This is a genomic window from Pseudoalteromonas sp. JC28, from assembly GCF_013319255.1.
GTDB lineage: Bacteria > Pseudomonadota > Gammaproteobacteria > Enterobacterales > Alteromonadaceae > Pseudoalteromonas.
Genome location: NZ_QOKX01000001.1, coordinates 873,082 through 885,483 on the forward strand (window position 1 = coordinate 873,082; position 12,402 = coordinate 885,483).

The following is a 12,402-nucleotide window of genomic DNA, read 5'->3' on the forward strand; positions in this document are numbered from 1 at the left end:
ATACTTACACCTTACCAAGAAATACCTCAAGGTGCACAAGGTTTTATTACTTCTCCTTCTTCTCCTTTTACTTCTTCCATGACCACAAAAGTGCGACTTTCACTGATACTTGGCAGCTTAAGTAAAATTTCTCCTAATACTCCTCGATATTCTGACATGTCGGTCACTCGTGTTTTCAATAGATAGTCGAAACTACCGGACACAAGATGACATTCAATAATTTCGTCATGCTGCTTTACTGCTTGATTAAATCTATCGAATACATCAGGCGAGTTTTTATTCACTGTAACTTCAACAAACACCAAAAGTCCCTGTCCAAGCTTAGCAGGATCGACTACGGCTTTATAACCCCGAATAAATCCTTCTCGTTCCAGCTTTTTAACGCGCTCCAAGCAAGGCGTAGCGCTCAATCCTATGCGTTTGGCTAATTCTACGTTTGAAATTCTGCCATCTTTTTGAAGTTCGACTAAAATCTTTCTGTCGATTCTGTCTAGTTGTTGATACATAGTGTAGTTTTTTATCCTGAATGACTCATTAATTCAGATTATATCACTACATTAAAATATTAAAACAGTGAGACACACTGGCTATAGGTAAATATAATAGTCAAAAATTTTACCCCGTTCTTATTTTGAGGCGAATATTATGATTATTGGTGTACCTAAAGAGATAAAAAACCACGAATACCGCGTAGGTATGGTTCCTGCGAGCGTTCGTGAACTAATCAATCACGGTCACGAAGTCGTTGTTGAAACAAATGCTGGTATCGGCATTGGTTTTACTGACGAAGATTATGTTCAAGTTGGTGCTAAAGTTTTAGACACTGCAGCAGCCGTTTTTGCTACTGCTGATATGATTGTTAAAGTAAAAGAGCCTCAAGCTGTTGAGCGCGCCATGTTACGTGAAGACCAAATCCTATTTACTTACCTTCACCTAGCACCAGATCTTCCACAAACAGAAGATCTAATCAAGAGCGGTGCTATCTGTATTGCATACGAAACGGTAACTGATACGCGTGGTGGTCTTCCATTGCTAGCGCCAATGTCAGAAGTTGCTGGTCGTATGTCAATTCAAGCTGGTGCTCAAGCGCTTGAAAAGTCGCGTGAAGGCCGTGGTATGCTGCTAGGTGGCGTGCCTGGTGTTGAACCAGCTAAAGTCGTTGTGATCGGCGGTGGTATGGTTGGTCGTAACGCAGCGCAAATGGCTGTAGGTCTAGGCGCAGACGTTACTATTCTTGACCGTAACATCGATGTTCTACGTTCTTTAAATGCACAGTTTGGTAGCCAAGCTAAAGTTATCTACTCAACTGCTGATGCACTTGAAAAACACGTACTAGAAGCAGATCTTGTGATCGGTGGCGTACTAATTCCAGGTGCAGCGGCTCCTAAGCTTGTAACTGCAGAGCACATCAAAGCGATGAAGCCAGGTGCTGCTATTGTTGACGTTGCAATCGACCAAGGCGGCTGTATTGCTACTTCTAAAGCGACTACACACGCAGATCCAACATACATTGTTGACGACGTAGTTCACTACTGTGTAGCGAACATGCCTGGTGCCGTACCTCGTACTTCAACGTTTGCACTTAACAATGCAACGCTTCCGTACATCATCAAGCTTGCAAACTTAGGCTACAAACAAGCGCTACTTAATGACAAACACTTTATGGACGGCCTAAACGTTCTGAAAGGTCAGGTAACGTGTAAAGAAGTGGCAGAAGGCTTCAACATGGAATATGTTGACCCACGCGCTGCACTAGAAAATGCTTAATTTTGAATTTTAAGTAGTAAAAAGGGCTTCACTTGAAGCCCTTTTTGTTTGCTGTTAGTTTGTCTCAAAATTCACTTCGGTATCTTGCGTCAACGTAACGTCTTTTGTTTGATACAAACTAAAATCTGCATCTATCGTTTCGGCATCATCTAAATGACCTAAGCACGAATACCCTACTTTGTAATCTCCAGAACCAATAAATGCTATCTCATATTCACTCTCAGCATCTAAGTTTGCAGTTGCTACTGGCGCTGAGTCTTCATCACTAATGTCGCTTGGCACTGCAACATCGGCTTTATAAAGATAAACAACATGTTTGTACTCTCCGACAAGAGGGGCTAGGTCTGCGTTATCTGCTATACATGCATTTTTCACAGACTCGCTAACCATACCCTCAATCTCGAAACTGGTTAACAGATTTTCCAAACGGACAGCTGTTGGTTTTAGATAAACGGTGTCATCATTTGTGCGCTTCAATAGCGCCTTATTTAAGTCAAACTCCAATACGATTTGGTTTTCACCTTCATTTAACGAGAAGTTATTGAGTTGGATTTCACCCACACCATCATTACCTTTACGGGTTACGGCTAGCGGTGCTTGGCTACCATCTAAAAAACGCACGCTAGAGGTTAAATCAAAATTAGACCCCGCACCACCGTTTACAACATCGGCTCTGATCCACTCATAATCACCGGCATCGATCTCTTGGTCGTTTACAACCAAATAGATATCATCACCCGTATACTCAAGCAGATTGATCTTCATTGGATTACCCTGCGCATCCAAGGTATCAAATGTCACATCTTCTTTTCCAGATGCTCTAAATGTCAGCCGTTGAATAACAAGGTTGACTTCTGCAAGATTATTCACAGCAGCATCTGAAACACCAACACTTACGGTGGTTTTTTGAGTTGGTTGTGAGGTGTTGTTGTCGTTTGAGTCAGAACCTGAACCGCCACCGCATGCAGCGAGTATCATTGCCGAGGCAATCGCTGTTAAAACTGGTTTGTACATGATGTTTTCTCCTCTTCTAAGTCTTAAAGAATAGGAATTGCGCCATGAATAAATAATTAATATAAACGCAATAATTTGAAATACCTTCAAATGCAGTGCAGAAGGTTTGGCATTTTCTTATTAAATGTCATAAGTTTAATGTATCAAACTTATTGGAGTGTGGCCGTGAAGTTTAAACACAAAGTCGTATCCGTCTCTGCGCTTGTGCTGCTTGCAGCATTACTGATCTTATCTGTTATTCAATATATTTCGGTGCAATCAGCAATCAAAGCGCAAGCCGAACAAAGTGTGAATGAAATAATTCAGGGAATCGGTAATACTGTCACTGCGCAAATGAAAGGAGCAACCGATCTCGCCGCTCTTGCTACCAACCTCGTAGCTTCCACTGACACCTTAGACGCGGCCTTCCCTATTCTCTCTCAGCCACAGCTCACAACCTCTTTCCTACTAATAGGTTATGGCGAAGAGCAAACAGGAAAGTATGTCGCTAGCGATCCAAAATGGAACCCAGGTGCAAACTGGGATCCGAGAAAGCGGCCTTGGTATACCGACGCAAAAACTGCACGAAAGCTCATTATCACAGCACCTTACGCTGATGCGGTAAGTAACGAAATCGTGGTATCAATTGGTACACCTGTGTTTAAACAAGGCCAATTTAACGGCGCAATTTTTTACGACGTTAGTTTGGCAAAACTCGGCGAAATGATTAACTCGTTTAACCTGCTAGACGCAGGTTTTGCCTTTATGGTGAGTAAAGACGGGTCGACTATCTCACACCCCGATGTAAAACTAAATGGTAAGTCTTCTCGTGCATTTCTCGGTGACATAAGTATCTCAGAAAATATCCAATACGTTGAAGTTAACGGCGAAGACAAATTAGTGCAGTTTAAAGAGGTCGAAGGCTTAGATTGGTATTTAGGGGTGATGCTGGATGAAGACACCGTTTTTGCTGCACTTTCACGACTGCAAAGAGATGCAGCCATATTTGCCTTTATTTCTGTGGCACTCGCGACTGTGCTACTTTCTTTTGTGATTAGTTTATTATTAAAGCCACTCGATGAAATCAACACTGCCATGGCTGCTATCGCACGTGGTAATGCAGACTTAACCGTACGATTAAATACCGAGCATGAACCCGAATTTGCAGCACTGGCACAAAATTTTAATGCCTTTACCAGCAGCTTACAGTCTTTGATAGCGAATATTCAAGGTTTAGGCCATGAGGTATTAAACGATGCTCAACAAACATCTAAGGTCGCAAATAAAGCCAAACTTTCCATTCAAGAGCAATTAGCGAGTATCAAAGTCCTTGATGAAGCAACAACACACATGTCTGCAACTGAGCATCAAGTAACACAATCTGCCCATGAAGCCGCTGAAGCAATTAAAACCACCGATCAAGTTGCTCGCCAAGGAGAAACAATCGTTGCAGAAACAACGGAAACAATTCAAGAGCTATCTAATCAAATCAGTTCGGCAATGACCGTAGTTACTGAGTTAGAAAGCTCGTCTACGGCTATTGAACAAATACTATCTGTTATCAACAGTATCGCCGAGCAAACTAACCTCCTAGCGCTCAATGCAGCCATTGAAGCCGCAAGGGCTGGTGAGTCTGGTCGCGGCTTTGCCGTCGTTGCAGACGAAGTAAGATCGCTTGCACAAAGAACACAAGAAGCCACAACTGAAATCCGTGGAATGATAAGTCAACTGCAGTCGGGTTCAGAAAGCGCGGTCACTGTAATGAAGCAAAGCCAACATTATGTCGATAAAACGGTTGAAAAGGCAGACCAAACCAAAGCCGCGCTTGAAGATATGCGCAGCGCCATTCGCCACATTGTCGATTTGAACTCTCGTATTGCTGATATGCTGAATGAGCAAAATGACATTGTAAATAACGTGAATAGTAGTAGCTCATCAATTCGTGGTATTTCCGAGTCGGTGTATAGCGAAGCTAAGAGCGTTGATGCCACCATGCAGTCTCAAGTAGAAAAGATAACAACCCAAGAACAACTACTAGAGCAATTCAAGGTTTGATTATCGGTAAACTAAACCGTTACTATAGAGACAGTTGTAAAGCGGCGCGATGCCAAGAGATAAAACATGAAAGCGAATTTGCAGGAATTATTTGAACAGTATTTTCAGATAGCTGAACAGGTTCAGATCAACCTCTATCCGGTTGATGACAATATGGTTCCAGAGAACGAATATCAATTAGAAGCTGCAATTCCGCCGCTATTTAAGCTCGCGAACGAAATTAATGAGTTAGATCTTAATGCCCTGCGACCACTTCGTAATCTGGGTGATATTGCCAATGAGTTAGCAGCTTATTTGCAGGCGCAATCACGTAAGATTGATTTAATTATCAGCCACATTCTCGCAACTGAAGAACCTGACGACAGTCATCTATTTTGTGACAGCTACGGCGGTGGCGGCCTGACCGCAACGTTAGAAGCAGATTATGAGGTCGGACAATCATTGCGAACTAAAATATTTTTGCGCAATGAAGCCAGTGCTATCTTTTGCTACTCAGAAGTCATTGCCAAGCAAGATGGTAAATTCACTCTCGCCTTTACCGCTATTAGAGAAGCGGATCAAGAGTTGCTCGTACGGGCGAGCTTACACGCCCAGACCAGACAACTTAAGCTAAAGCAGCAAAAAGACCAATAAGGCATTTAACGCATTAGGTGCCTTCTTTAAATGCTCAATTATCTTCATAAAACTTACTGACACACCTGAGGTTAATGATAAACTATAGGCTTATTATTATATGGTGATGATTTAATGAGTTTTACTTTACTCCCAGAATGGGCACTACAAGACGCAATCATGCTTACTTGGCCGCATTCTGATACCGATTGGAGCGACATTCTCAGTGACGTTGAACCTGTGTACGTTGCACTTTGCCAACATATTACCCAAGTTCAAGAAGTCGTTATCGTGGCGCATAATGAAGCGCTAAAACAGCATATCGAAAACTTACTCAGCACAGCTGAGGTTAGCTTAGCTAAGTGTCACTTTGTTGTTACGCCTTGTAATGACACATGGGCCCGTGACCACGGTCCACTTACGACGCAAACAAGTACAGGAAATCTATGTATCAAAGATTTCACCTTTACAGGTTGGGGTAACAAGTTTGCTGCGGATTTAGACAATAAGATCAATCAGCAGCTTGCCAAACAGGTCCTCAACCCAAACTGTACCTTTGAACAGGTCAACGTGGTACTTGAAGGCGGCGGTATTGAGATTAACGAGTCCAATGTCTTATTGACCACTTCAGAGTGTCTGTTGAACCCAAATCGCAATCCACATCTAAGTAAAACCGAATTAGAACTATTGTTGCAAAAAGAGTTGGGTGCTGAGTCATTCCTGTGGGTAGATCACGGATACTTAGCCGGTGATGATACGGATAGTCACATCGACACTTTAGTGCGTTTTGCACCAGATAACACCTTGGTATATGTTAAGTGCGACGACAAATCAGACGAGCACTATGATGCCCTCAATAAAATGGAACAGCAGCTACGCACATTCCGCACCCCAAATGGCGATCCATACCGTTTAATTAGTTTACCTTGGCCTAGTGCTAAGTTTGATAACGAGGGTGAGAGATTACCTGCAACCTATGCAAACTATCTGATCTTGAATAAAACGGTGTTAGTACCTATCTATGGCGATGACAAAGATCAAGAAGCACTGGACAAAGTCTCTCTTGCCCACCCAGAAAGAACGGTAATTGGCGTTAACTGCCTACCAATCATCCATCAATTCGGTAGCCTGCACTGTATTACGATGCAGTTACCAAAAGGTTTTTTAAGGTAAGTACCATGACTGAAAAAAACATCAAAGTTGGTATTGTTCAACATAGCAACTCTACAGATCTCGTAAACAACTTTGCGAAAACCTGTGACGGTATCCGAAAAGCGGCAAGTCAGGGTGCTAAGCTTATCGTGTTACAAGAATTGCACCGCAGCTTGTATTTTTGCCAGACTGAAGACACCGATCTCTTCGACTTAGCGGAAACCATTCCAGGCCCAAGCACAGACTCACTAGGCGCACTTGCAAAAGAGCTTAATGTTGTCATCGTTGCGTCGTTATTTGAAAAGCGTGCAACAGGGCTTTATCACAACACTGCAGTTGTACTTGAGTCTGACGGTACGATTGCTGGCAAATACCGTAAAATGCATATTCCTGATGACCCAGGTTTTTATGAAAAGTTTTACTTCACTCCTGGCGACATGGGCTTTACTCCGATTCAGACTTCTGTAGGCAAATTAGGCGTACTGGTATGTTGGGATCAATGGTTCCCAGAAGGTGCGCGTCTGATGGCAATGGCGGGCGCTGAGTTTTTAATCTACCCAACGGCAATCGGCTGGGATCCTCGCGATGACAAAGCAGAGCAAATTCGTCAACGAGATGCTTGGATAATTGCACAGCGTGCACATGCAGTGTCGAACGGAGTACCTGTGATCAGCGTTAACCGTGTTGGCCATGAATCAGACCCTTCAGGTCAAAGTGAAGGTATTCAATTCTGGGGCAATTCTTTCGTTACCGGTCCACAAGGTGAAATGTTATTGCATGCATCTGAAGCAGCTGAGGAAATCTCGGTTGTTGATGTTGATCTTGCACGCAGTGAATCTGTTCGTCGCATCTGGCCGTATTTAAGAGACAGACGAATCGATCACTATCAGGATCTTTGCAAAATTTATCGCGATTAATAAATAGGAGTAGTCAATGGCGAATGTGCAATGGAACAATTTACCTTGGGTAAAATCAAACAAGGATAAAATTTCGTGGGGTAATTTGGTTGGCAGTAGCTTATCACTGTGTTTGAGTGAGCACATCCAACAACATGACAACTTAGTTGTACTCGTCACCCCCGACACCCCCTCTGCACTTCGCCTTGAGCATGAACTAGCGTATCTTTTAAAAGATACGCCAGTCATGATGTTTCCTGACTGGGAAACATTACCCTATGATCACTTTTCACCACATCAAGATATTATTTCTCAGCGTCTTGCGACGCTAAATACACTCAAACAGGAAAAGCAATCCGTACTCATCATTCCTGTTTCAACCCTTATGCTACGTACCGCACCACCTAGCTTTATCCACGGCATGAGTCTTCAGGTAAAAAAAGGTGACACAGTAGACGCACAAAGCTTGCGTGATACCTTAACTCAAGCGGGTTATCGTCATGTTCAGCAGGTAATGGAACATGGTGAGTTTGCTGTTCGAGGCTCCATTATCGATTTATACCCCATGGGTAGCCCACTCCCCTTTAGACTAGATTTCTTTGATGATGAGTTAGACTCAATTCGTCATTTTGATATCGAAAGCCAACGCTCAAATGATGAGATTGATGCTATCGATTTATTACCGGCGCACGAATTCCCAACCAATGCAGAAGACATTGAACGCTTTAGAATTAATTACCGCGAAGCGTTCGGCGCAAGTAGTGAAAAAGACAGCATCTATATGCAGGTTAGTAAAGGAAACTGGCCTGCGGGTATAGAGTATTATTTGCCGCTCTTTTTCGATTCGTTAGCGACGGTGTTTGACTATTTGCCTGAAGATACCATATTTATGCCTTTTGGCGACATTGAATCTGCGGCGCAAACCTTTTGGCAAGACGTATCTAAACGCTACGAAAGTCGCTGGGTTGACCCACTTCGTCCGCTACTTTCACCAGCCAAGCTATATCAGCCAATAGAGACCTTGTTTGAAGGCCTTAACGGCTTCTCTCGAATAAAGCTTAGTCAAGCGATGCTGGGGACCAAAGCGGGCAATAGCAATGTCGCAGCTGAATTAATCGACGATGTTCGCATTGAGCATAAACAAGCTAATCCATATCAAAAAATCCTCGATTACATCGCTGCTGAGAAAAAGCAAAAGTCTCGCGTGTTATTCAGTGTTGAATCAGAGGGCCGACGAGAGTCACTGCTTACCTTATTAAAACCAACAGGGCTAAAGCTTAAGCCTTATAAGCGCATTGCAGAATTTGTATCTAGCGACTCAGATGTTGGTGTGGTCGTCACTCCACTCGCTACCAGTGTGAAACTACTGGATAAAAAATCGCTGTCTATCATCACCGAGCAAGAACTGTTAGGTGTTAAAATCTCCCAAAAACGCCGCCGCAAACATAAATACGAGCAAGGGCAAGATGCGCTGATCCGAAACCTCGCTGAGTTAAAAGAAGGTCAACCTATTGTTCATTTAGATCATGGTGTAGGTCGCTATTTAGGGCTAGAAACCATAGATGCAGCGGGTATTGCTACCGAGTTTGTGACTATCATCTATGCCAATGACGCTAAACTTTATGTGCCTGTCTCTTCACTCCATATGCTCAGTCGTTACTCAGGAGGTGAAGAAGCTTCTGCACCACTTCATAAACTGGGTAATGACGCGTGGGAAAAAGCAAAACGCAAAGCGGCTGAAAAAGTCAGAGATGTTGCTGCTGAACTCCTAGACATATACGCAAAACGTCAAAGTAAACCGGGTTATGCATTTAAGCTAGATGCGAGTGCCTATCGAGACTTTTCCGATAGCTTCCCATTTGAAGAGACAGACGATCAACGCAATGCAATTACAGCCGTACTTGCGGACATGCAATCAAGCCTAGCGATGGACAGACTTGTTTGTGGCGATGTTGGCTTTGGTAAAACCGAAGTGGCCATGCGTGCTGCGTTTGTTGCCGTCAACGATAGCAAACAAGTGGCCGTCTTAGTGCCAACTACGCTACTTGCCCAACAACACTTTGAGAACTTTAAAGACCGTTTTGCCGATCTGCCAGTTGAAGTCGGTGTGCTTTCGCGCTTTAACTCAGCGAAAGAACAAAAAGAGACGTTACAAAAACTTGAAGAAGGCAAAATTGATATTGTGATAGGCACCCATAAGCTTATTCAAGAAAACATCAAGTTCGCCGATTTGGGTCTGCTGATTGTCGACGAAGAACACCGCTTCGGTGTGAGACAAAAAGAAAAGATTAAGCAGCTAAGAGCAGATGTCGACATTCTTACCCTGACCGCAACCCCAATCCCGCGTACGCTGAATATGGCGATGAGTGGTATGCGTGATCTCTCTATTATTGCAACACCTCCAGCCAAACGATTAGCGGTAAAGACCTTTGTACGAGAGCGCAACGACGAGCTTATTCGCGAAGCAATTCTGCGTGAAATAAAGCGCGGTGGACAGGTTTACTTCCTCCACAATAACGTCGAGACGATAGATAAGGTCACCGCTGATATCTCGGCACTCGTGCCAGAAGCTAACGTTACTACTGCCCACGGGCAAATGCGTGAAAAAGAACTTGAGCACTTGATGGGTGAATTCTATCACCAAAAGTATAACGTGCTTGTATGTACAACCATTATTGAAACCGGTATCGATATACCCTCTGCTAATACCATCATTATGGATAGGGCTGATAAACTCGGATTGGCACAATTACATCAGCTTCGCGGCCGTGTAGGACGAAGCCATCACCAAGCATACGCATACCTACTCACGAAGAATAGCCAAGCCTTAACTAAAGACGCGGTCAAGCGCTTACAAGCCATAGAACAACTCGAAGACTTAGGCGCAGGCTTTGCCCTTGCCACCCACGATTTAGAGATCCGTGGTGCGGGTGAGCTACTGGGAGATGACCAAAGCGGTCAAATTCAAACCGTTGGCTTCACGCTGTATATGGAAATGCTAGAACAAGCAGTTGAAGCCTTAAAAAATGGCAAAGAGCCAACACTCGATAACCTACTTCAGCAGCAAAGTGAGGTTGATCTTAAGTTCCCAGCACTGCTACCGGACGATTACATTCATGATGTAAATATTCGTCTTAGCATGTATAAACGCATCGCAAGCACTAAGTCGCTGGCGGAACTTGATGAGCTGCAAATCGAATTAATCGACCGTTTTGGACTGCTTCCAGATGCGGCGAAAAACCTTTTTGCGGTGCAGTCTGTTAAGCTAAAGGCAACTCAATTGGGCATTAACAAGGTCGAAGCAAACCCCAAAGGTGGCTTCTTTGAGTTCAGTAGTCATACAAAAGTTAACCCAACATTCATCATAGGATTGATACAAAGTAGCCCGTCAACCTATAGAATGGAAGGCGCGAATAAACTGAAGTTCCTGATCGAAGAAAAAAATGGCCAAGAGAGATTAAAACTGGTTAATGCGATGATTGATGACTTTGAGAAAAAGGCTGTAGCATGAAAACAATAAAAAGTCTGGCCATCCTAGCGGCTTTGGTCAGTAGCGCGTCTGCACATGCCACCCGTTGGTTTGAAGTAGAAATGATAGCATTTGAGCAAGAGCCTAGTTTCTCTTTGCGAGAAGACTTTAGTATTGAACCTGAACCGCTCTATCAAAAAACCATCAAGTCACTATTATTCGACGGTTTTAATACCACCGGCTATAAACTATGCTTGGAAGGCAGTGAGCAGTTTGCTGAGCAAGATTTTATTCGAGGATTAACGTCGGGCGCGCACTCTAGTTCTTGCGATCCAGATGCAAACTATGTTGAAAAATTCGACACTTTGCCTCTTTCACCAAAAGTTGATCCACAAGAACACATGGACTCTATCTACTTGTTGGATGAGTCCCAGCTTAATTTTTCCAACAAGATTGCAGAGCTAAAACGTAAAGGGCTCAAGCCACTGTTGCACACTGGTTGGCGATTCCCAGAACAAAGTAATAAGCGTGCTCCTAATATCGAGATTATTGCTGGCAAACAGTTTGCATCGCCATCCAGTTATAGCGTAATAGAAAATGACGATCAGTTTTCGTCACTATCGAAGCGTTTTAATATCGAAGAATCGAAAGAGCATGTGCATTGGCAGCTTGAAGGCTTGATTAAAATTCACGTGAGACATTACCTTTACGTAACCACAGATTTAGATTTAAAGTACGAAGACGGTAACGATATTCGTACTGCTCGTATGTCTCAATATACGCGCGTGTATAGCGGCGACATACATTACTTAGATCACCCTAAACTTGGGGTCATCTTTCAAATAAGAAAATACAAACATTAGACGGGCAACCCTATGAAAAAATTACTAACTGCTGCTGCGCTACTTACCCTAGTCGGCTGTTCTAAAGTAAGTTTAGAAAACTACAACAAAATAGAAGTGGGCATGGACAAAGCTGAAGTTGAGAGTATTCTTGGCTCTGCTGATAACTGTGAAGAGAAAACACTACATACCAATTGTATTTGGGGAAGCGAAGACAAGCATATTAAAGTAACGCTACTTTCTGACAAAGTCACCCTTTATTCAAAGAAAGGGTTAAACTAACCACAACTCAGTGCTTTATCGTTTATGTGATAGAGCACTCTAGTGTTGAGTTCCGAGAAACAACTTAAGCTAAACCTAAAAAATCGTGTAAATTTCATATAGTACTAATCAAAATCACAATTTAGGAAAAGCGAAAGGTATTCCTTCAAATTCGCTTCGCAACAAAACCACCAGAGTAAAGTGGAATAAAGAGCACACATGTAGGCAAGTTTAATAACGATTTGTCTTAATACTTACTCAATCTGTAGGAGCGAATCTGACGCTAACTGCGTTAAGAACTGCTTATTTAGAACAACTAAATAGAAAAGCTTTTGGCTTCCCTAGATGGATTTAG

The 12,402-nt window shown here is 43.1% G+C and carries 10 protein-coding genes; 8 read left to right on the top strand and 2 right to left on the bottom strand.

Translation table 11 applies throughout. The features are described from left to right. Positions 1 to 26: 26 nt before the first annotated feature. A complete protein-coding gene (lrp, locus tag DS891_RS03765; RefSeq protein WP_095726862.1) occupies positions 27 to 506 on the bottom strand; it encodes a leucine-responsive transcriptional regulator Lrp in 480 nt (159 codons plus the stop codon). 139 nt (positions 507 to 645) lie between these two features. On the opposite strand from lrp, the gene ald reads away from it, so the two are divergent. After that, entirely contained in the window at positions 646 to 1,767 is a 1,122-nt protein-coding gene (gene ald, locus DS891_RS03770; protein WP_174168886.1) for an alanine dehydrogenase, read from the top strand. Positions 1,768 to 1,821: 54 nt separating this feature from the next. Here the strand turns inward: ald and DS891_RS03775 are convergent, their stop codons facing one another. Continuing rightward, positions 1,822 to 2,781: a DUF4382 domain-containing protein gene (locus DS891_RS03775; protein WP_174168887.1), complete on the bottom strand. Its 960-nt coding sequence runs from the start codon at positions 2,779 to 2,781 to the stop codon at positions 1,822 to 1,824. A gap of 165 nt (positions 2,782 to 2,946) precedes the next feature. Between DS891_RS03775 and DS891_RS03780 the strand changes: the two genes are divergently transcribed. From DS891_RS03780 to DS891_RS03810, 7 genes are all read left to right on the top strand, one after another. Further along, a complete protein-coding gene (locus tag DS891_RS03780) occupies positions 2,947 to 4,815 on the top strand; it encodes a methyl-accepting chemotaxis protein (RefSeq protein ID WP_174168888.1) in 1,869 nt (622 codons plus the stop codon). A gap of 66 nt (positions 4,816 to 4,881) precedes the next feature. After that, the gene (locus DS891_RS03785) at positions 4,882 to 5,448 is read left to right on the top strand and encodes a hypothetical protein (RefSeq protein WP_010372743.1); all 567 of its coding nucleotides are present in this window, start codon (positions 4,882 to 4,884) and stop codon (positions 5,446 to 5,448) included. Positions 5,449 to 5,562: 114 nt separating this feature from the next. Continuing rightward, complete coding sequence (locus DS891_RS03790; RefSeq protein WP_174168889.1) at positions 5,563 to 6,600, top strand: agmatine/peptidylarginine deiminase; 1,038 nt, start codon at positions 5,563 to 5,565, stop codon at positions 6,598 to 6,600. Positions 6,601 to 6,605: 5 nt separating this feature from the next. Beyond that, a complete protein-coding gene (locus DS891_RS03795) occupies positions 6,606 to 7,496 on the top strand; it encodes a carbon-nitrogen hydrolase (protein ID WP_174168890.1) in 891 nt (296 codons plus the stop codon). A 16-nt stretch (positions 7,497 to 7,512) separates the two neighbouring features. Beyond that, the gene (gene mfd / locus DS891_RS03800) at positions 7,513 to 10,986 is read left to right on the top strand and encodes a transcription-repair coupling factor (protein WP_174168891.1); all 3,474 of its coding nucleotides are present in this window, start codon (positions 7,513 to 7,515) and stop codon (positions 10,984 to 10,986) included. Beyond that, positions 10,983 to 11,807 carry a CsiV family protein gene (locus DS891_RS03805; protein ID WP_174168892.1) on the top strand — a complete coding sequence of 275 codons (825 nt, stop codon included), beginning with the start codon at positions 10,983 to 10,985 and terminating at the stop codon, positions 11,805 to 11,807. The genes mfd and DS891_RS03805 overlap by 4 nt, the downstream gene beginning before the upstream one ends. Before the next feature lie 12 nt (positions 11,808 to 11,819). Next, positions 11,820 to 12,068 (top strand): hypothetical protein, encoded by a 249-nt coding sequence (locus DS891_RS03810; RefSeq protein WP_010604723.1) that lies wholly within the window; start codon positions 11,820 to 11,822, stop codon positions 12,066 to 12,068. The last annotated feature ends 334 nt before the right edge of the window (positions 12,069 to 12,402 follow it).

Coding starts and splice junctions, on each gene's coding strand:
- lrp (WP_095726862.1), bottom strand. CDS start 506: ATGTATCAACAACTAGACAGAATCGACAGAAAGATTTTAGTCGAACTT.
- ald (WP_174168886.1), top strand. CDS start 646: ATGATTATTGGTGTACCTAAAGAGATAAAAAACCACGAATACCGCGTA.
- DS891_RS03775 (WP_174168887.1), bottom strand. CDS start 2,781: ATGTACAAACCAGTTTTAACAGCGATTGCCTCGGCAATGATACTCGCT.
- DS891_RS03785 (WP_010372743.1), top strand. CDS start 4,882: ATGAAAGCGAATTTGCAGGAATTATTTGAACAGTATTTTCAGATAGCT.
- DS891_RS03790 (WP_174168889.1), top strand. CDS start 5,563: ATGAGTTTTACTTTACTCCCAGAATGGGCACTACAAGACGCAATCATG.
- DS891_RS03795 (WP_174168890.1), top strand. CDS start 6,606: ATGACTGAAAAAAACATCAAAGTTGGTATTGTTCAACATAGCAACTCT.
- mfd (WP_174168891.1), top strand. CDS start 7,513: ATGGCGAATGTGCAATGGAACAATTTACCTTGGGTAAAATCAAACAAG.
- DS891_RS03805 (WP_174168892.1), top strand. CDS start 10,983: ATGAAAACAATAAAAAGTCTGGCCATCCTAGCGGCTTTGGTCAGTAGC.
- DS891_RS03810 (WP_010604723.1), top strand. CDS start 11,820: ATGAAAAAATTACTAACTGCTGCTGCGCTACTTACCCTAGTCGGCTGT.